Genomic DNA, 19,236 nt, shown 5'->3' with positions numbered 1-19,236 from the left:
CGTTTCCACTCCGCCGAGTCCACCTGCTAAGCTCATTAAGTCCCTTACGGAGACGGAGAAAAACCGTCCCATGCCTTCGTAGCTCAGGGGATAGAGCGTCTGCCTCCGGAGCAGAAGGTCGTAGGTTCGAATCCTATCGAGGGCACCACCGGCCGGGTGGAAAAACCGGCATCCAAGCGCCGCCGTCCTTCGGGACGGCGGCGCTTTTCTTTGCCTCCGGTCCGTGCCGTCACATCTTCGCCGGACCGTCCCGGTACAGGTCGCGCAGCAGGGCGACCTCCGCGAGGTGGTGAATCATCTCCCGGTTGATATGGAGCACCAACGCCGACATCGGATACTCGGCGAACGGGCCCTCGGCGAGGCCGACCGGGCGGGCGAGTTCCTCCGCGCTCAGGCCCGACACCGCACGGTTCCACTGTCCGTAGAGCCCGTCGAGGCAGGCCAGGGCGGCGACGGCCGTCTCCGGGTAATCGAAGCTGCGGTAGGTGATCGGTTCGCCGCCGAAGTGCGAGCCGACCCGCTCCCCCAGCACACCCACGATCAGGTGGGACAGCCGCCAGGCGATGGTGGTGACCGGGGCGGGATCAGGCGCCGGAATGGCGAACTCGAGGACGAACCGCCCCGCGCCGGCCGCGATCGGCGCCGTTGCCTCCTCCCGCGGACGAAGGCTCCAGCAGCCGGGCACGGGTTCCCAGAAGTACTCGGCATCGGTCAGCCCCTCGAGCCGCGGCCGCGCCTGGTTCTCCCAGTGCCAGGAGAGCTGCTCGGCGAGTTCTCCGGCGGTGCTCATTCTGACTGCGCCTCCATCAGCTGGTAGATCCCGCGGACGTCGCGCTTGCCCCAGAACAGCAGCCAGCTTCCGAGGATCTCCTCGTCCATCACGTCGAGCGTGCGGAAGATCTCGGCGGCGAATTCCACGGGCGCCCAGGACCCCGCGGTGACGACCCTGCCGTCGCTCACGGTGAGCTCCTCCCGGTACAGTGCGGACCCCGAGTACCCCTCGTGGGACGCGAGGGAGTCGGCGCTGTTGCCCGTGTGCGCGACGTCGTTGAGGAGGCCCGCGCCGGCCAGGGCGTCGACGGCGCCGCAGATGGCCGCCACGGGGGCACCGCGGTCCTTCAGCCGCGCCGCCAGGTCAAGCACGTCCGCGTTGGCGGCGGAGTCCCAGCTCGTCCCGCCGGGCAGGATCAGCGCATCGAGCTGCTCGCCTGGGGTGTCGGCGAGCGCCGCGTCCGGAACGACCGTCATGCCGCCCATGGTGCGGATCGGGCCGCCGCCGGCCGACGCGGTGGAGAGGAACACCTGCCGCTCCGGGCGCAGGAGCTGTCCGCCGGAGAGTTCGGCGGACGCGTACCCGACCTCCCAGTCGGCCATCCCCTCGGGAAGGTACAGCAGAACATTCAATGGCGAGCCCATGGCGTCTCCTAAGGTCGTGGGCCCGCGGCGCAGGCCACCCGGTGTGAATCCTCCCCCAGCCTAGGAAGCGATGAGGACAGGTTCTGTCCTCGGTTCGCGGTAGTTTGGGTTCATGCTGGAAACCTCGGCCCGCCTCCTCCACCTGCTCTCCCTGCTACAGATGCGCAGGGAGTGGACGGGCCCCGCCCTCGCCCAGCGCATGGAGGTGACCGAGCGGACAGTGCGCCGGGACATCGGCAAGCTGCGCACGCTGGGCTACCCCATCTCGGCGTCCCCGGGCATCGCCGGCGGCTACCAGCTCGGTGCCGGGGCGCAGCTTCCGCCGCTGCTGCTCGATGACGACGAGGCCCTCGCCGTGGCGATCGGCCTGACCGCCGTCACAGCAAGCCCCGTGGCCGGCGTCGGGGAAGCCTCGGTGCGGGCGCTCACCAAGCTGGAACAGGTGCTGCCCGCGCGGCTGCGGCCCCGGTTCTCCGGGCTGAGGTCGGCGGTCACCCGCATGGCCGCGCCCAGCACCCCGGTTGATCCTGCGGTCCTGACAGCCCTGTCGGCCGCGATCACTGAACGCCGTATCGTGGCCTTCCGCTATGAGCGGCACGACGGCGAATCCTCCCGCCGGCTCGTCGAACCGTACCGGCTCGTGGACACCGGGCGGCGCTGGTACCTGGTGGCGTGGGACACGGTCCGGGAGGACTGGCGCACGTTCCGGGTGGACCGCTGCCGGAGCATCCCCTCCCCCCGCGCGCGGTTCACGGCCCGGCCGCTGCCGGCGACGGACCTGGCCCGGTATGTGCAGAAGTCAATCACCCGCTCCCCCTACAGCTACGACGCCGTCATCCGGCTCGCCGCGGGGATCCGGGAGATTGAGCAGCGGATTCCCGCGGAGATCGCTGAGCTGACCAGCGACGGCCCCAACGCTACGATCCTGCGGGCGGGTTTCGATTCGCTCGATTACCCCCTGATGCAGCTGGCCTCCCTCGACGTTGAGTTCGAGATTCTCGAGCCCGAGGCCATGAGGGTGCGGGCGGCCGAGCTTGCGGGGCGGCTGCGGCGGGCTGCCGGCCGGGCCGGAACCGTGTACGCCCGCTGACAGGTTCCGGTCGGCGGGCACGCCACCTCCCGGCCGCTCCCTCCCTGCCCCGGCCCTTCCGGCGCCGGAGCACTAGACTGGGAGGCAACTATGGCACTGACAATTTCCTACCCCGCGGATCTTCCCGTCTCCGCCCGCCGCTCGGACATCATGGCGGCCATCGCCGCGAACCAGGTCACCATCATTGCGGGCGAGACCGGCTCGGGTAAGACCACCCAGATCCCTAAGATGTGCCTGGAGCTCGGCCTGGCCGACTCCGGGCTGATCGGCCACACCCAGCCCCGCCGCCTGGCGGCACGCACGGTGGCCGAACGCATCGCCGAGGAACTCGACGTCCAGCTCGGCGAGGAGGTCGGCTTCCAGGTCCGCTTCACCGGCCAGACCGGACGCAACACCAAGATCAAGATCATGACCGACGGCATCCTGCTGGCGGAGATCCAGCACGACCGCCTGCTGCGGAAATACAGCACGATCATCATCGACGAGGCCCATGAGCGCAGCCTCAACATCGACTTCATCCTCGGCTACCTGAAGCGCATCCTGCCCCAGCGCCCGGACCTCAAGGTCATCATCACCTCCGCGACCATCGATCCGGAACGGTTCGCCCGGCACTTCGCCGCCGACGCCGCCGTCGCGGACACAGCGCCGGCGCCGATCATCGAGGTCTCCGGGCGCACCTTCCCCGTGGAGATCCGGTATCGGCCGCTGGATCAGCCCGTCGGCGACAACGACTCCGACGACGACCTCGAGGAGGCACGCGACCCGGTCGACGCGGTGTGCGACGCCGTCGACGAACTCTCCCGCGAGGCCGCCGGGGACATCCTCGTGTTCTTCTCCGGCGAGCGTGAGATCCGCGACGCCGCCGACGCGCTGCGGGCCCGGATCCAGAACACCCAGCGCCTGCGCGGCACCGAGGTGCTGCCCCTGTTCGCCCGCCTGTCCCTGCAGGAGCAGCACCGCGTGTTCAGCGCCGGCGGCTCCAACCGGCGCATCGTGCTGGCCACGAACGTCGCGGAAACCTCCCTGACCGTTCCGGGCATCAAGTACGTCATCGACACCGGCACGGCCCGCATCTCTCGATACTCCCACCGCACCAAGGTGCAGCGGCTGCCGATCGAACGCGTCTCGCAGGCCTCGGCCAACCAGCGCTCCGGGCGTTCGGGCCGCGTCTCCGACGGCATTGCGATCCGCCTCTACTCCGAGGAGGACTTCGAGTCCCGGCGCCCGTTCACCGAGCCCGAGATCCTGAGGACCAGCCTGGCCGCGGTGATCCTGCAGATGACCGCCATGGGCGTCACGAAGAGCCCGCGCGACATCGCCGAGTTCCCCTTCGTCGAGCCGCCCGACGCCAAGGCCATCACCGACGGCGTGGCCCTGCTGCGCGAGCTTGGGGCGCTGAACGACGACGGCGGGCTCTCCGGCGTCGGCCGCAAGCTCGCCCAGCTGCCGGTCGATCCGCGGCTGGGCCGCATGATCGTCGAAGCGGCCGGCCGGGGCTGCGCCAAGGAGGTCATGATCCTGGCGGCGGCCCTGACCATCCAGGACCCCCGCGAGCGCCCGTCCGCCGACCAGCCGGCCAAGCAGCAGAGCGCCGCCGAGAAACACAAGCGCTTCCTCGACGAGCACTCCGACTTCACCGGCTACCTCAACCTGTGGCGCTACCTCGAGGAGCAGCAGAAGGAACTGTCCTCGACCCAGTTCCGCAAGCTGTGCCGCAATGAGTTCATCAACTACCTCCGGGTCCGGGAGTGGCAGGACCTCTTCGCCCAGCTGCGCCAGCTCGCCAAGCCGCTGGGCATCACCCTCGCCCCGGGCGCCGTCGACCCGGTGGGCAACAGCGACGCCATCCACATCAGCCTGCTCTCGGGCCTGCTGAGCCACATCGGGCTCTACGACCAGCGCAAGCGCGAATACGCCGGCGCGCGCGGGACCCGCTTCGCGGTCTTCCCCGGCTCGGCCCTGTTCAAGAAGTCCCCCGACTGGGTGATGGCCGCCGAACTCGTCGAAACCTCCCGGCTGTGGGCCCGGGTCGCCGCCCGGTTCGACCCCCTGTGGGCCGAGCAGGTGGCCCCGCACCTGGTGAAGCGCAGTTACAGCGAACCGCACTGGTCGAGCCGCCAGGGCTCGGTCATGGCGTACGAGAAGGTCACCCTCTACGGGGTGCCCATCGTGCCGCAGCGGCGCATCAACTACGGCCGCGTCGACCGCGAGGTCGCGCGGGAGCTGTTCATCCGGCACGCTCTCGTGGAGGGTGACTGGAAGACCCATCACAAGTTCTTCCACCGCAATCAGGCCCGGCTGCAGGAGATCGAGGAACTCGAGAACCGGCTGCGCCGCCGGGACCTGAGGGTCGACGACGAGACCCTCTTCGACTTCTACAACGCCCGGGTTGGCCGGGAGGTCGTCTCTGAACGGCACTTCGATTCGTGGTGGAAGCAGGCCCGCCAGGCGGACCCGGACCTGCTCGACTTCGACCCGGAGGACCTGCTCGCCGAGGACGCCGACGCGCTCGACGATTCGGCCTTCCCCACCATCTGGCACCAGGGCGGCTTTGAACTGCCCCTGAACTACGAATTCTCCCCCGGCGCCCCCGGCGCGGCCGACGGCGTCACGGTGCGCATCCCCGTGCTGTTCCTGAACCAGCTGGAGTCCGGGCCGTTCCGCTGGCAGATCCCGGGCCTGCGGGTGGAACTCGTCACGGCGCTCATCAAGTCCCTGCCCAAGGGGATCCGCAAGAACTTTATCCCGGCGCCGGACGTGGCCCGGTCCGCCGTGGCCGCGCTCGAGGCGGACTTCGATCCGGCGCAGGACGACCTCGAGGCCTCCCTCGAACTCGTCCTGCGCCGCCTGAAGGGGCACATCATTCCGCCCGGCTCGTGGAACTGGTCGGTGCTGCCCCCGCACCTGTCAATGACCTTCTCCGTCGTCGACGCGAGGGGGAAGGTGCTCGACGAGGGCCAGGACCTTGACGCCCTCAAGGCCTCCCTGGCCCCCGCCGTTAGCCGGGCGATCGCGTCGTCCCTCGGGGCGACCCCGTCAAGCACCCGCCCGGAGGCCTCGGGTGCAGGCGGCGGCAAGGCCCGCCGCGGCGGCCGTTCGCCGTCGGCAGACGGAGGCCCCGCCGCAGCGCCGCAGTCCGCCGGCGGGCCCGGGCGCGGTACGCCGTCGGCCGGGGGCACACCGGGACTTGCGGAAGTGACCGGGGCGACGGCGTGGACCTTCGGGACGGTACCGCGCGAGGTCTCCCGCACCGTGGCCGGGCACCTCGTGACCGGCTACCCCGCACTCGTCGACGAAACCACCGCGGTGGGCCTGCGGGTCTTCCCCAGCCCGGCCGAGCAGGCCGGGGCCATGCGCGCCGGCGTCATCCGGCTGCTGTCCCTGCGCGTGCCCAGCCCGGCGAAGTACGTCCTTGAGCACCTGAGCAACACCGAGAAGCTCACGTTCAGCCAGAACCCGCACGGGTCCGTCGCGGCGCTCATCTCCGACTGCTCGCTGGCCGCCATCGACAAGCTCGTCCCGGAGCAGCTGCCCTGGACGCAGCAGGAATTCGACGCGCTCTACGAGCTCGTGCGTGCGGAGCTGATCGACACGGTGTTCACCGTGACGGCCACGGTGGAGAAGATCCTCTCAAGCCACCGCAGGATCTCCAAGCTGCTCAAGGGCACAACCAGCCTGGCGATGATCACCGCGCTCAACGACATCCGCAGCCAGCTCGAACACCTCGTCTACCCCGGGTTCGTGGCGAAGACCGGCTACGCCCAGCTCAGCCACCTCCCGCGCTACCTGCGGGGCATCGAGATGCGCCTCGAGAAGCTCGCCTCGAACGTCGCCCGCGACAGTGCGGGCACCGCCGTCGTGCAGCGCCTCGAGGACGAGTACGACGACGCCGTGGCGGCGCTGGCGGCCGGCGCGCGGAAGAGCGCGCCGGACCTGCAGCGGGTGCGCTGGATGCTTGAGGAGCTGCGGATCAGCCTGTTTGCCCAGGAGCTCGGCACTGCCTACAGCGTCTCCGAAAAGCGCATCCGGGCCGCCCTCGGCGAGGCACTCGCCGCCTAAGGGTGCGTGCCTGAAGCCGCCCGCATGAGGGTTCCCGGGCGGGCATTGTCAGGCGGGTTCAGCCAAGGTCCTCCGTGCTCAGCAGCCGGCGGCGGGCGCTGAGCAGGTCGAGTTCGGGGCGGGCAGCAACGAACCGCTCAACGGCGTCGAGCACGTCGACGGCGTGCCGCCGGTCGGCCGCCACGACGGAGGCGCCGATGCCGGCGCGGCGGTGCAGGTCGAGGCTTTCGACCTCGGCGGCGGCGACGTCGAACCTGCGCCGCAGGTCGGCCACCAGCGGGCGGACCACCGAGCGTTTGCCCTTGAGTGAATGGACATCACCGAGCAGCAGGTCGAATTCGATGGTGCCGATCCACATGTCAGCTCCTTCCACCGGCCGGCTGGATGTCGGGCGCCGGCTCAGGCCGGAGGGACGGCGGTGGAGCCGGCCGCGCGCAGCGCCTGGCGGAGCGAGTCCGCAGCGGCGTCGAGGGCGGCCGGGTCGGGGTTGCGGTCGACGTTGTGGACGTCGAAGTCCTCGGGGCCCTGTGCCGGCCAGACGTGCACGTGGAGGTGGGGCACCTCGAAGCCTTCGAGCAGCACCCCCACCCGCTTGGCGCCGAACGCCTGCTCCTGGGCCCTGCCGATGGCCTGGGCCACGGCCATCACCCGGGTGAGCGTCTCCGGGTCCGCCTCGAGCCAGTGCGGAACCTCCCGGCGCGGCACCACGAGGGTGTGTCCGGGGGTGATGGGGGCGGCGGTGAGGAAGGCGACGACGTCGTCATCTGCCCAGACGAAGCGGCCGGGGATCTCGCCGCGGATGATCCGCGTAAAAACAGTGCTCACAGGCTCTCCTTCGCCAGGGGCGCGCCTCGCTCCGCCGGCAGGGATGGTTCCCCGCAGCGGCGGGGGCGAGGGACGTCCGGGGTTCATGCCTCGACGCTACCCGCTGGGCACCGTCCCTGCCAGCCGGGGCGGAGACGGCGCCCGTCTCCGCCCCGGCCTCTTGCTCAGGCTCCCGTGGCCACCGGAAGGTCGGGCCGGGAGGACCACTGGGACCAGGAGCCCGGGTAGAGGGCGGCGGGGATGCCGGCGATCTCCAGGGCGGCGATCTCGTGGGCGGCCGTGATGCCGGAGCCGCAGTAGACGGCGACACTGCCGGCTCCCGCCGCTCCGAGGCGGGCGAACCGCTCCCGCAGTTCCGCCGGCGGCCGGAAGGTCTTGTCGGCCCTAAGGTTGTCCGTCGTGGGCGCGCTGCGCGCCCCGGGGATGTGCCCGGCCTTGGGGTCGACGGGCTCGTACTCGCCGCTGAAGCGTTCGGGGGCCCGCGCGTCGAGCAGCAGCAGGTCCTCCCCGCCGCGGCGCACGCCGTCGAGGTCGATCACGGGCATCGCGCCCCGGCCCAGTTCGACCGAGCCCAGGCAGTGCTGTTCCTCGCCGCCCTCGAGTTCGTACCCTGCGGCGCGCCAGGCGGTGAGCCCGCCGTCGAGGAGGTGGACCGAGCGCAGCCCGGCGTCCCGCAGCAGCCACCACAGGCGTGCGGCGGCGAGGTTGCCCGAGTCGTCGTAGGCGACGACGACGTCGTCGGGCCGGTTGATGCCCCACTGCCGGGCCGTCTCCTGGAACGCGTCAGGGTCCGGGAGCGGGTGCCGTCCCAGGGCCGGAACCGGACGGGAGCACAGCTGTTCCTCCAGGTCCACGTACATCGCCCCGGGGATGTGCGATGAGCGGTAATGTCCATGGCCGTGGGGATCACCCAGCGACCACCGGACGTCGAGCAGCACTGTCTGCAGCCCGGAGGTCATCCGGTCCCGCAGCGTCTGCACGTCCATCAGAGTCTTCATCAAGATCTCCTTAGAAAATTAAGCCGGCACCGGGCCGGTCCTGATGAACGCCAGTCCACCACAGGCACAGGGCCGACACCAGTAGCGCTTGTAGGCTGATCCAATGATCACCTACAGCGCCTCCGCCGGCCGCGTGTGGACCGCAGACGCTGTCCGAAGGATCGAGGCCGAAAACCGCCGGTCCGCCGACACGCACCTCTTCGCCGTCCCCCTCCCGCCCGGATGGCAGGTCTCGGTCTACCTGAAGGACGAATCGACGCACCGCACCGGGAGCCTGAAGCACCGGCTGGCCCGCTCCCTGTTCCTCTTCGGGCTGGTCAACGGCTGGATCACCGAGGGCACGACCATCGTTGAGGCCTCCAGCGGGTCGACCGCCGTCTCCGAGGCCTACTTCGCCCAGCTGCTCGGCCTGCCGTTCATCGCGGTGATGCCCCGCACCACGAGCTCCGAGAAGATCGCCCTGATCCAGCAGTACGGCGGAACCTGCTTCTTCGTCGACGACGCCGGGCAGGTCTACGCCGAGGCCGAGCGGATCGCCCGCGAGACCGGAGGCCACTACCTCGACCAGTTCACCTACGCCGAGCGCGCCACGGACTGGCGGGGAAACAACAACATCGCCGAGTCGATCTTCGGCCAGCTGGCCCTCGAGGAGCACCCGATCCCCGAGTGGATCGTCGTCGGTGCCGGCACGGGCGGCACCTCGGCGACCATCGGCCGGTACCTGCGTTACAACTGCCACTCGACGCGGCTTGCCGTCGTCGACCCCGAGAACTCGGCGTTCTTTCCCGCCTGGGCGGACCCGTCGGCGCCGGCCACCGGCCGGGCGTCGCGGATCGAGGGCATCGGACGGCCGCGGCAGGAGCCGAGCTTCGTCCCCGGGGTCATCGATGCAATGATCCAGGTGCCCGATTCGGCCTCCGTGGCGGCCGCGCGGCACCTGAAGCGCCTCACCGGGCTGCACGCCGGACCGTCGACGGGGACGAACCTGTGGGGGGTGTGGCAGCTCGCGGCGGCTCTGCGGGCCGAGGGGCGGGCCGGGAGCATTGTGTCGCTGATGTGCGATTCCGGGGATCGGTATGCCGGGTCCTACGAGGACGACGCCTGGCTTAGGGGGCGGGGGCTGGACCCGGAACCGTTCGAGGCGGTCCTTGAGGAATTTTTCGCCACCGGCCGCTGGCCCGGGTGAGGGCCGCGGGGACCGCGGGAGCGCAGGGTGGGCACCCCGCCCCGTCCTAGGGGCGCCATTCCCTGCGGTAGCCGGGGTGCCCGGCGTACGGCAGTGCCAGCAGCCGCATGAAGACGACGGCGTCGTCCCGTCCGTCCGGCTCGTTTCGAGTCCAGTCGATGCTGCAGTAGTGGGTCACCATCCGGCGCTTGGCCTCGCATTCGGCGAGCGCCCGGTCCAGCACCGCGACCGACTGCTGGTGCCACCAGGAGTGGACGTTCTCTTCGTCCTCCTCAATGCGCGCCAGGAGGAACTCGGTGAGGTCGCTCATGCCTCCGACCCTACAGACCCTCCGCCCGCGCGTCTCCCTGAACCGGTGTGGTAACGGTCGTACAACAGTCCGCTGAAGATTGAATCACGTTCCCATCCGGAGCCCGCCCGAGTGCGAATAAGCGGTGGAAACCACAAGTTCCCATTACGCACACCTTCAGGAGAAGACTCATGACAACATCACAGCACTCCCGCACGACCTCGAGAACCGCCGTCCAGAAGGCGGCCCTGGCCGTCGGCGCCGTCTTCCTTCTGGTCGGGCTCCTCGGATTCGTTCCGGGGATCACCGCTCAGTACGACCAGCTCGCCTTCGCCGGACACCACTCCGGCGCGCTGCTGCTGGGCCTGTTCCAGGTTTCCGTGCTGCACAACGTCGTCCACCTGCTGTTCGGTGTCGCCGGGATTATGCTCGCCCGCAGCGCGTCGGGTGCCCGGTCCTACCTGCTCGTCGGGGGCATCATCTACCTCGTGCTCTGGATCTATGGCCTCGTAATCGACCAGGAGTCGGCAGGCAACTTCGTACCGCTGAATGCAGCCGATAACTGGCTGCACCTGCTCCTCGGCGTCGGCATGATCGCCCTTGCCCTGGTGCTGGGCAAGAAGCACACCGCCCGCGTCTGAGGAAACCCGCAGCGGCCGGGGACCGGGGTCTGCATCCGGTACCCGGCCGCTGTGCGTTAACCGCCCGCCCCGCCTCGGGCCGCCACCGGCCCAGCACCGGCCGCCGCCCCGGGGCCCTGCGGACCTTTGGCCCTGCCGCAACCGCCCGTCCGGGTGGATCATGGGGAGCACGGCAGCGTCTGGAATCTCGGATGCGCCGGGAATCCGATGCTGGATGAGGAGGGGCGATGAATCGCCACGAATCGGGCGACCCGCAGCCGGGGCCGACCGGAACCACCACGGTGTTCATCCTCGACGACCACGAGCTGGTGCGGCGCGGCCTGCGCGACCTGCTCGAGGGCGAGGGATTCGCCGTCCTGGGTGAGACGGGCTCCGCAGAGGAGGCCGCCCGCCGGATCCCCGCACTGAACCCCGACGTCGCCATCCTCGACGCCCGGCTGCCCGACGGCACCGGCATCGAAGTGTGCCGCAACGTCCGCTCCGTCGACGAAAGCCTCCGCTGCGTCATCCTCACCAGTTACGACGACGAGCAGGCCCTGCGCGGTGCGGTCCTGGCCGGTGCCGCCGGGTACATCCTCAAGGAGGTGCTGGGGACGGACCTGGTGCACAAGGTGCGCCGGGCCGCCCGCGGCGAATCGCTGTTCAATCCGGAGGTCAAGGAAAAGATCTCCGCCGGACTGGCCGAGTCGGAGGGCGAAGACCCCCGGTTCGATGCCCTGACGGCGCAGGAGCGCAAGGTGCTCCACTACATCGGCGAGGGGCTGACCAATAAGGAAATCGGCCAGACCATGTACCTCGCGGAGAAGACCGTGAAGAACTATGTGTCCTCGCTCTTGGCCAAACTCGGATTCCAGCGCCGGACCCAGGCCGCCGTCTTCATCGCGACGGCGCGCGGCTGGCCCGAAGAGTGATGGCGCCGCGGGGACGAACAGCCGACCCCAGCATTGACACCCCCGAAGGCTGACGACGGGCCGGGGCTGCGGACCTTCCCCCGAGAGCCCTGGCGGGCGGGTACGGCAGGGGGCGGAGGTGCCTAAACTACCGCCGGCTGCCGGTCGCGGGGCCCGGCTCCAGCACGGTGAGCCAGCAGGGGGTGCCAGCCGGATCGACGGTGGCCGGCAGGCGCCGTTCCGCGGCGCTCACATGGAGCGCCTGGAGCGCATCGGCCTGGGCCTGGGCCCCCGTGAGGTCAACCGTGATGGGCATTCCGGGCTGCAGGCCGTTGGTGCGCCTGGCAATGCAGTAGAGCGCATACAGGTTGGCCGGGGTGAGAACGCCCCGGACGCAGATGCGCGCCGACGCGAGTTCCGGATCCAGACGCACAAGGATCCTCAGCTTGCGCGCCCCGATGCTCGATGGGTGGTTCTCCATAGCCCGCCGCCGGGCCTGCACGGCCGGGTTCCCCTCATGGGCGGGCCGGGAATACCCTGCATCCCGGCTGATCCGTCCACCGGGTGGGGTCGTTTGTGCCATTGCAGTTCCTCTTCCGGTTCGTGCGTGCGCAACGATCCTTTCTAAGGTTCGTCTGCGCACCGCCCGGAACTACAGGGGCGAAAGGCCCTATTTCTCCTCCACCGGCCCGCTTCCGCTCCGCCGCGAAAGGCATATGGAGCGGATGGGGTCAGGTCAGATCGGCGACCAGGGCCATCGACGCGCAGTCCCGGAGCCCGTTGATTCCGTCGACCGTCGTCTCCTTGTCTTCATAAGGCTCGCTGGTGATGAGGGTCGACCCGTCCTCACCGGTGAGCCGGAAGCGGAACCGTTCCTGATCGTCGCGGAAGATTTCGAATCTGCCTGCCATCACGCCCCCTTGCGTCGCAGCTGCCATTGTCCCCCGAGGTTAACCGCGGCCCGCACCGGACGGAAGGCCCGCCCCGCGCGGAATTCCTGCTTGACCGGCCGGACCCGACCTGTCCGGGGCCGCCTACACCTCGGCGGTCTGGCCGGGCGACAGGTGCTCGTAGCGCGATCCAGCGGACCCCCCGAACCGGGCGAGAAGGGACTCGACCAGGCCAATCCCGCCGTCGGTGAGCAGCGAGTCGTGGATGGGGTACGCCTTGGCCGCACGGACGGAGGTAATGAAGTCGATCACCTCTGCGGTCTTCGACCACGGCGCGTGGACCGGCACCAGCAGGGTTTGAACCTCGGTGGCGTCGGGCACGATGAAGGAATCCCCCGGGTGGTACACGTTGTCGTTGATGAGGTAGCCGACGTTCGCGATCATGGGCACGTGCGGGTGGATCAGCGCATGCTGCCCGCCGAAGGTCCTCACGCTGAAACCTCCCGCGGTGAACTGGATGGCAGGCTCGCTCACGTGCACCCGGTCCGAGGCGCCGGCTCCCAGCCGCGCACTCAGGGCGGCTGCCGCCGCTGCCGGGGCCCACAGCTCCAGGCCCGGGTCGGCAGCCATCCCCTCCGCGACCCGCTCAAGGTCGAGGTGGTCGGGGTGTTCATGGGTGATGAGCACCGCCGATGCCCCCCTGAGGGCCTCCTCGACCTCCGAGAAGCTGCCCGGATCGATCACGAGGGCCGATCCGTCCTGTTCGAGCCGGACGCAGGAGTGGGTGTACTTGGTGAGCTTCATAGCGCACAGGATACCTCCAGCCCCTGCTGATAATCTTGATGATGACCCCTCCTTCCCTCCGCCGAAAGGGCTTCCCATGCGATCCGACGTGGAGCACCCGCGTAAGGGCTCCGAACAGCGGGTCACCCGTCAGCGGCTGGCCGTCAGCGCCGCCCTTGACGAGCTCGAGGACTTTGTGAGCACCCAGGAGCTTCACCGCCTCCTGGGCGCCCGGGGAGACTCCGTCTCCCTCCCCACGGTCTACCGGGTCCTCCAATCGATGGCCGACGACGGCCTGGTGGATGTCCTGCGCCGGGGCGACGGGGAGGTCGTCTACCGCCGGTGCGCCGTCGAGCATCACCACCACCACCTGCTGTGCCGGAACTGCGGGCGCACCGTGGAGGTCGAGGCCCCAGCGGTGGAGCAGTGGGCGGTGCGGACGGCGGCCGCGCACGGGTTCACCGAGGCCGCCCACACGGTTGAGATCTTCGGGCTGTGCCCCGAGTGCACTGCGGCGAAGGCGATGCGCTGACCTCGAACGCCAGGGACCGAGGGGTCAGGCCGCCGTGCGGACGCGGGCCGGCCGGGCGCTGCTCCGCCGGTTCCCCAGGATCCGGCATCCGAGGTATATCGCGAAGGAAATCGTCGTCACGTAGGGGCTGATCGGGATACGACCGCCGAGGGCCAGCAGGATCCCGCCGACCACCGACACACAGGCGAACGCGATGCTCAGGAGCACCGCGAGCAGCGGCGTCGAGGTGACCTTCAGTGCGGCCGCGGCTGGGGTGATCAGCAGCGCCAGCACCAGCAGCGCCCCCACCACCTGGATGGACAGCGCGACCGACACGCCCAGCAGCACCATGAACAGGATTGACAGGCCGCGCACGGGCACGCCGCGGGCCTCCGCCAGGTCCGGGTCGGCGCTGGCGAAGGTCAGCGGACGCCAGATCAGGGCCAGTGCGGCCATCACCACGACGGCGCAGCCCGCGAGCAGGTTCAGCTGCACATTGTCCACGGAGACGATCTGCCCGGTGAGCAGGCCGAACTTATTCGCCGCCCGGCCCTCGTAAAGAGCGAGGAAGAGGATGCCGAGCCCGAGGCCGAAGGGCATCACCACGCCGATGATCGAGTTGCGGTCCCGGGCGCGGATCCCCATCACCCCAAGCACCAGGGCCGCGAGCACCGATCCCACCAGTGAGCCGAGGACGACGTTCGCGCCCACCAGGAGCGCGAAGGCTGCCCCCGCGAAGGAGAGCTCGGCGATGCCGTGCACGGCGAAGGCGAGGTCCCGCATCATCACGAAGGTCCCGATCAGCCCGCCGAGCAGGCCCAGCACGGCTCCGGCCCAGATCGAATTGCGCACCAGCGGCAGCAGTTCGGAGTAGTTCTCGAAGTTGAAGACCGCTTCCATGAACGACTGGAAATCCATGATCAGACCTCTCCTGCGGGATGGTGGTGGTGGGCCGCCGTGCCGGGCAGCCCCACCACGATGATCCGCCCCTCGTGGTGGAGCACCTCGACGGGGCTGCCGTAGAGCTCCGAGAGCACCTCGCTGGTCATGACCTCCTCCGGCGCCCCGACCCGGAACCGGCCGCCGGCGAGGTAGAGCACGCGGTCGACGTAGTCGATGATGGGGTTGATCTCGTGGGTGACGAAGACAACGGCACTGTTCTTCTCGTGGCACTGCCGGTTGATCAGCCCGCTGACCGCCTGCTGGTGGTGCAGGTCGAGGGAGAGCAGCGGCTCGTCACACAAGAGAACGCGCGGTTCGGCGGCCAGCGCCTGGGCCACACGCAGGCGCTGTTGTTCCCCGCCCGACAGCCTCCCGACGGGGGCGTCGGCGTAGGAGGACGAGCCGACCTCGGCGAGCAGCGCGTCGACCGTGTCGCGGTGTCCGCGGCCCCGGAGGCGGACCCCCCAGCGGTGGCCGTCCACGCCCAGGCCCACCAGGTCCCGCGCCCGCAGCGGCGTGTCCGCGGCGAACGGGCGCTGCTGGGGAATGTAGCCGATGCCGCGGTTGCCGCGCTGCAGCGGTCCGCCATTGATGGTGGCGGTGCCGGAGCCGAGGTCCTGCAGCCCCAGGAGCACCTTCAGGAAACTCGTCTTCCCGGAGCCGTTCGGGCCCAGCACGGCGAAGAACTCGCCCGGGTGGATGTCGAGGTCAAGGCCCTCCCACAGCACGCGCTCACCGAAGGACAGCCCGGCGTTGCGCAGGCTCACGACCGGTGCCCGCCCCAGCCCGCCGGGGCCTGTTGCGGCACTCACCCGGCGTTCAGCGCTTCCAGGACCGACTCCGCATTGGCCTCCATCCAGGCCAGGTAGTCCTGTCCCTCCGGCAGCGTCTCGGTGAAGTCCACGACGGGCACGCCGGCCTGCTCGGCGGCCGACCGCACGGACTGCGTCTGCGGTCCTTCGGTCTGTTCGTTGTAGGCGAGGAATTCGACGCTCCCCGAGGCGAGCAGTTCCCGCATCTCGTTGAGCACCCCCACCGGCACGTCGTTGCCCTCCTCAACCGCCTCGGTGTACTCGGGCACCGTGGCGTCGGTGAGCCCGGCCGCCTCCAGGAGGTAGACCGGGACGGGCTCGGTCGCGGCGAAGGCGCCCTCGCCTCCGGCGGCAAGGGATTCCTCGATGGCCGAAAGCGAGTCCTGGAAGCGCTCCGCCCGTTCCTCGTAGTCGGCTGCATTCGCCTCATCGAGGGTGCCCAGTGTGTCGCCGAGGGCGCCGGCAAGGGACTTCATCGCCGCAGGGCTGTACCAGACGTGCTCGTTAAACGAGCCGTGCCCGTGCCCGCCATCCTCGGCATGGGCCTCCCCGGTGTGCTCGTCCTCCGCCGGTGCGCCCTCGAGGCCCGAGACGCTGACGGCGGTCACGACCCGGTCATGGTCCAGGCCGGTCTCGTCTGCGAGGCGGTGCAGGAACGCGTCGTACCCTCCGCCGTTCTCTACCAGCAGGTCGGCCTTCGAGACCGCCAGTTTGTCCTGGACGGTCGCCTCGTAGGAGTGCGGGTCCTGGCTCAGGCTGTCGACGATCGCCGTGACCTCCACCCGGTCCCCGCCGATCGCTTCGACAATGCTCCCGTACACATTGGTGCCGGTAACCACCTGAAGCGGCTCCGACCCGGTGTCCGCGGCGTTCCCCGCGCCGGCGTTTCCGCCACAGGCCGAAGCCGTCAGTGCCAGTACGGCGAGTCCTGCCAGTGAAGCCGTGCGGCGCAAGGGTGCGCGGGACATACCTGCCTCGATCCACTCTAATGAGAATTGTTTACGTTAGCGGATCAAGTCTAGCCTAGATCGCCGCGCGCCCGGCCTACGGCAGCCGCCCCTCCTGCAGCGGATTGCCGCTGTGCTCCGTCATCGCCTCGCCGAGCCGGCGTGCACCCTGGTTCTGGGTGGCGTCCCGGATCTCCCCGACGAGCTGTTCGATCACATCCTCAAGGAAGAGGACTCCCCTGGTCTCCCCGCCCGGACCGAGTACCCGCGCGAGGTGGGAGCCGGTTTTCTGCATCACCGCGAGGGCATCCTCGATTTCGTCGGAGAGACTGAGGTTGGCAAGGGCGCGCACCTTGTTCTCGGTGATCGGCCTCTGGTAGAGCGCCTGCGGAATGGACATGATGTCCTTCAGGTGCAGGTACCCGGTGAGATTCTCCTTCTCGTCAACCAGGGCGAAGCGCGAAAAGCCGGTGCGCCCTACGGCCCGCTCGAACTCCTCCGGCGTGGCGTCGGTGCGGAGGGTCACGAGGTCAGCCAGCGGCACCATCGTCGTCTCGGCGGTCTGGCCTGAGAATTCGAGGGCGCTGGTGATCAGGCCGGAATCGTCGTCGACGAGGCCGTGCTTGGTCGACTCCTCAACCATCGACTGCACCTCCTCGAGCGTGTACGAGGAGGTGACCTCATCCTTCGGCTCGACCTTCAAGGCGCGCAGGATCTGGTTCGCCAGCCAGTTCAGCGACGAGATCACCGGATGCACGATGCGGGCGATCATCACCAGCGGCGGCGCAAGGATCAGCGCCGCCCGGTCGGCCGCGGAGACCGAGATGTTCTTCGGCACCATCTCGCCGAAGGTGACGTGGAGGAAGGTCACGATCAGCAGGGCGATGCCGAAGGCGGCGCCGTCGGCCACCCCTTCGGGAATGCCCAACGCTTCCAGCGGCACCACGAAGAGGTGGTGGATCGCGGGTTCGGCGACCTGGAGGATGAGCAGCGAACACACGGTGATGCCCAGCTGTGCGCAGGCAAGCATGAGTGAGACGTGCTCCATGGCCCACAGCGTGGTCTGGGCACGTTTGGACCCCGCATCGGCACGCGGCTCTATCTGGCTCCGCCGCGCGGACATGATGGCGAATTCGGCGCCCACGAAGAACGCATTGCCGATCAGCAGCACCACCAGCCAGGCAATTCCGGCCCAGTCGCTCATCGTAGGCCCTCCTCGCCCAGGGCGTTGGCGCCGGTGCGGGTGGCCTGCTCCCCGGACGGGCCGGGCAGGAAGCGGACCCGGTCGATCCGGCGCCCGTCCATCCGCTCCACCTCAAGGGTGCCGCCGGAGACCGGGACGGTGTCCCCCACGGCGGCGATCCGGCCGAGTTCGGCCATCATGAAGCCTCCAACGGTTTCGTAGCCTGCATCGTCGGGCACGGTGAGCAGGGGAATCTGCTCGGTGACCTCATCGGGGCGAAGCATTCCCGGGAAGTACCAGATGCCGGAGGCGCTCTGCAGCACCCCGGGCTTGAGCTTGTCGTGCTCGTCCGCGACCTCGCCGACGATCTCCTCGACGAGGTCCTCAAGCGTCGCAACCCCCGCAGTTCCGCCGTACTCATCGAGCACCACGGCCAGCTGCAGGTTCGCGTCCCGCAGCTCGCGCAGCAGGGAGTCGAGGTGGACGGTCTCGGGGACCCGCAGGACATCGGTCATGATGGTGCCCGCCGGCAGGGACGCCCGACGGTCGCGCGGCACCGCGACGGCCTTCTTGACGTGGACGACGCCCCGGATGTCGTCGGCCGACTCTCCGATCAGGGGGAACCGGGAGTACCCGGTGCGCCGGGCCGCCTCGACGACGTCGGCGACGGTCTGCTCGGAATCGATGGTTTCCATCCGGATGCGCGGGGTCATGACATCGGCCGCCGTCCGGTCGGAAAAGCTGAAGGTGCGGGCTAGGAAGTTCGCCGTGCCCTGGTCGAGCGTGCCCAGCTGGGCCGACCGCCGCACCAGCGAGGAGAGTTCGGCCGGCGATCGCGCACCGGAAATCTCCTCCTTGGCCTCGAGCCCGAAGATGTTCAGCACGCGGTTGGAGAACCCGTTGAGCACGAAGATGGCCGGCCGGAAGACCGCCGTGACCATAAGCTGCGGCCGTGCCAGGGCGCGGCCGATCTTGAAGGGCAGGGCAATCGACATGTTCTTGGGCACCAGTTCGCCCAGCACCATGGAGAGCAGCGTGGCCAGGGCGATCGCGATGATCAGCGACGCCGAGGACGCCACGCCCTCGGAAAGCCCGAGCGCGGCCAGCGGGCCCTCCAAGAGGCGCCCGACCGACGGCTCCATGACATAGCCGGTGAGCAGCGTGGTCAGCGTGATGCCGATCTGGCAGCTCGAGAGCTGGGTGGAGAGCGACTTGAGGCAGCGCAGCAGCGGTACGGCCTTCTTATCGCCCTGCTCGATGGCCCGCTGGACGGTGGTCTGGTCAAGGGCGACGAGGGCGAACTCGACGGCGACGAAGAAGCCGGTGCCGAGGATCAGCAGGAGGCCCGCCGCTAGATAGAGCCACTCCATGAACGGTTCACCGCCCGGCCGGGGACGGCATCAGAAAGGGGGTGATGGGCATTAAGTCGGGGTCTGCCGGCCTCGGACGAAGGCCGGCGGGCGTGGTCACGGTTCCGTGACGCCTGCTGCTTCGTCGGCCGGCCCCTAGAGGAGCTGTCCATAAGGGCTTCAGTTTACCCCAGGCCCCCCGGGCGGAAAACGGATTCCCGCCCGGGCGGTGCGGTTACCAGCTTTGTGGGAGGGGGCGGCCTTCTTCGTAGCCGGCGGCGGATTGGATGCCGACGACGGCGCGGTCGCGGAATTCGGCCAGGGAGCGGGCTCCGGCGTAGGTCATGGAGCTGCGCACGCCGGCGGTGATCATATCCAGCAGGTCCTCCACGCCGGGCCGGGCGGGGTCCAGGTACATTTTGGAG

General features: G+C 69.4%; 21 protein-coding genes and 1 tRNA gene. 7 read left to right on the top strand and 15 right to left on the bottom strand.

The genetic code is table 11. The annotated features are described in order from the left end of the window. Window positions 1-72: 72 nt before the first annotated feature. A tRNA-Arg gene (locus E2F48_RS00110) sits at window positions 73-148 on the top strand. A gap of 81 nt (window positions 149-229) precedes the next feature. Here E2F48_RS00110 and E2F48_RS00105 read toward each other — a convergent pair. Together E2F48_RS00105 and E2F48_RS00100 are read right to left on the bottom strand one after the other, a co-directional pair. After that, a complete protein-coding gene (locus tag E2F48_RS00105; protein ID WP_133402024.1) occupies window positions 230-790 on the bottom strand; it encodes a DinB family protein in 561 nt (186 codons plus the stop codon). After that, window positions 787-1,416 (bottom strand): DJ-1/PfpI family protein, encoded by a 630-nt coding sequence (locus E2F48_RS00100; protein ID WP_133402023.1) that lies wholly within the window; start codon window positions 1,414-1,416, stop codon window positions 787-789. The genes E2F48_RS00105 and E2F48_RS00100 overlap by 4 nt, the downstream gene beginning before the upstream one ends. 112 nt (window positions 1,417-1,528) lie before the next feature. On the opposite strand from E2F48_RS00100, the gene E2F48_RS00095 reads away from it, so the two are divergent. Next, on the top strand, window positions 1,529-2,506 hold the full coding sequence (locus E2F48_RS00095; RefSeq protein ID WP_133402022.1) for a helix-turn-helix transcriptional regulator: 978 nt from the start codon (window positions 1,529-1,531) through the stop codon (window positions 2,504-2,506). 90 nt (window positions 2,507-2,596) lie between these two features. Further along, entirely contained in the window at window positions 2,597-6,565 is a 3,969-nt protein-coding gene (hrpA, locus tag E2F48_RS00090; RefSeq protein ID WP_133402021.1) for an ATP-dependent RNA helicase HrpA, read from the top strand. A 58-nt stretch (window positions 6,566-6,623) separates the two neighbouring features. Here the strand turns inward: hrpA and E2F48_RS00085 are convergent, their stop codons facing one another. The 3 genes from E2F48_RS00085 to E2F48_RS00075 all read right to left on the bottom strand — a co-directional run bounded on the left by E2F48_RS00085 (window position 6,624) and on the right by E2F48_RS00075 (window position 8,388). Next, window positions 6,624-6,923 carry a DUF503 domain-containing protein gene (locus tag E2F48_RS00085; protein WP_133402020.1) on the bottom strand — a complete coding sequence of 100 codons (300 nt, stop codon included), beginning with the start codon at window positions 6,921-6,923 and terminating at the stop codon, window positions 6,624-6,626. 41 nt (window positions 6,924-6,964) lie between these two features. Continuing rightward, complete coding sequence (locus E2F48_RS00080; RefSeq protein ID WP_133402019.1) at window positions 6,965-7,390, bottom strand: HIT family protein; 426 nt, start codon at window positions 7,388-7,390, stop codon at window positions 6,965-6,967. Between the two features lie 164 nt (window positions 7,391-7,554). Continuing rightward, window positions 7,555-8,388, bottom strand: a complete 834-nt coding sequence (locus tag E2F48_RS00075) for a sulfurtransferase (RefSeq protein WP_133402018.1) — start codon at window positions 8,386-8,388, stop codon at window positions 7,555-7,557. Between the two features lie 103 nt (window positions 8,389-8,491). Between E2F48_RS00075 and E2F48_RS00070 the strand changes: the two genes are divergently transcribed. Further along, window positions 8,492-9,574, top strand: a complete 1,083-nt coding sequence (locus E2F48_RS00070) for a PLP-dependent cysteine synthase family protein (RefSeq protein WP_133402017.1) — start codon at window positions 8,492-8,494, stop codon at window positions 9,572-9,574. A 46-nt stretch (window positions 9,575-9,620) separates the two neighbouring features. On the opposite strand, the gene E2F48_RS00065 is transcribed toward E2F48_RS00070, so the two are convergent. After that, window positions 9,621-9,884 (bottom strand): DUF6221 family protein, encoded by a 264-nt coding sequence (locus E2F48_RS00065; RefSeq protein ID WP_133402016.1) that lies wholly within the window; start codon window positions 9,882-9,884, stop codon window positions 9,621-9,623. A 170-nt stretch (window positions 9,885-10,054) separates the two neighbouring features. On the opposite strand from E2F48_RS00065, the gene E2F48_RS00060 reads away from it, so the two are divergent. Both E2F48_RS00060 and E2F48_RS00055 read left to right on the top strand, forming a co-directional pair. After that, entirely contained in the window at window positions 10,055-10,504 is a 450-nt protein-coding gene (locus E2F48_RS00060; protein WP_133402015.1) for a DUF4383 domain-containing protein, read from the top strand. Window positions 10,505-10,731: 227 nt separating this feature from the next. Continuing rightward, window positions 10,732-11,415, top strand: a complete 684-nt coding sequence (locus E2F48_RS00055) for a response regulator (RefSeq protein WP_133402014.1) — start codon at window positions 10,732-10,734, stop codon at window positions 11,413-11,415. Window positions 11,416-11,542: 127 nt separating this feature from the next. Here E2F48_RS00055 and E2F48_RS00050 read toward each other — a convergent pair whose 3' ends face one another. The 3 genes from E2F48_RS00050 to E2F48_RS00040 all read right to left on the bottom strand — a co-directional run bounded on the left by E2F48_RS00050 (window position 11,543) and on the right by E2F48_RS00040 (window position 13,088). Beyond that, entirely contained in the window at window positions 11,543-11,977 is a 435-nt protein-coding gene (locus tag E2F48_RS00050; protein ID WP_133402013.1) for a hypothetical protein, read from the bottom strand. 148 nt (window positions 11,978-12,125) lie between these two features. Then, entirely contained in the window at window positions 12,126-12,305 is a 180-nt protein-coding gene (locus E2F48_RS00045) for a YegP family protein (RefSeq protein WP_120165170.1), read from the bottom strand. Window positions 12,306-12,428: 123 nt separating this feature from the next. Further along, the gene (locus tag E2F48_RS00040; protein ID WP_133402011.1) at window positions 12,429-13,088 is read right to left on the bottom strand and encodes an MBL fold metallo-hydrolase; all 660 of its coding nucleotides are present in this window, start codon (window positions 13,086-13,088) and stop codon (window positions 12,429-12,431) included. Window positions 13,089-13,164: 76 nt separating this feature from the next. On the opposite strand from E2F48_RS00040, the gene E2F48_RS00035 reads away from it, so the two are divergent. Further along, the gene (locus tag E2F48_RS00035; RefSeq protein ID WP_133402010.1) at window positions 13,165-13,599 is read left to right on the top strand and encodes a Fur family transcriptional regulator; all 435 of its coding nucleotides are present in this window, start codon (window positions 13,165-13,167) and stop codon (window positions 13,597-13,599) included. Window positions 13,600-13,623: 24 nt separating this feature from the next. Here E2F48_RS00035 and E2F48_RS00030 read toward each other — a convergent pair whose 3' ends face one another. The 6 genes from E2F48_RS00030 to E2F48_RS00005 all read right to left on the bottom strand — a co-directional run. Next, window positions 13,624-14,496 carry a metal ABC transporter permease gene (locus E2F48_RS00030; protein ID WP_133402009.1) on the bottom strand — a complete coding sequence of 291 codons (873 nt, stop codon included), beginning with the start codon at window positions 14,494-14,496 and terminating at the stop codon, window positions 13,624-13,626. Between the two features lie 2 nt (window positions 14,497-14,498). Then, the gene (locus E2F48_RS00025; protein WP_133402650.1) at window positions 14,499-15,287 is read right to left on the bottom strand and encodes a metal ABC transporter ATP-binding protein; all 789 of its coding nucleotides are present in this window, start codon (window positions 15,285-15,287) and stop codon (window positions 14,499-14,501) included. Window positions 15,288-15,328: 41 nt separating this feature from the next. Beyond that, window positions 15,329-16,300 carry a metal ABC transporter solute-binding protein, Zn/Mn family gene (locus tag E2F48_RS00020; protein ID WP_133402008.1) on the bottom strand — a complete coding sequence of 324 codons (972 nt, stop codon included), beginning with the start codon at window positions 16,298-16,300 and terminating at the stop codon, window positions 15,329-15,331. A gap of 76 nt (window positions 16,301-16,376) precedes the next feature. After that, the gene (locus E2F48_RS00015) at window positions 16,377-17,483 is read right to left on the bottom strand and encodes a hemolysin family protein (protein WP_133402007.1); all 1,107 of its coding nucleotides are present in this window, start codon (window positions 17,481-17,483) and stop codon (window positions 16,377-16,379) included. After that, window positions 17,480-18,832, bottom strand: a complete 1,353-nt coding sequence (locus E2F48_RS00010; RefSeq protein ID WP_133402006.1) for a hemolysin family protein — start codon at window positions 18,830-18,832, stop codon at window positions 17,480-17,482. The genes E2F48_RS00015 and E2F48_RS00010 overlap by 4 nt, the downstream gene beginning before the upstream one ends. A 214-nt stretch (window positions 18,833-19,046) precedes the next feature. Beyond that, the coding region (locus E2F48_RS00005; protein WP_185149764.1) for an IMP dehydrogenase at window positions 19,047-19,236 on the bottom strand (190 nt) is incomplete at its 5' end.

Source organism: Arthrobacter crusticola, assembly GCF_004357995.1.
Lineage (GTDB): Bacteria > Actinomycetota > Actinomycetes > Actinomycetales > Micrococcaceae > Arthrobacter_D > Arthrobacter_D crusticola.
Note: the sequence above shows the minus strand (reverse complement) of the source record. Positions and strands in the feature narration are given on the sequence as shown.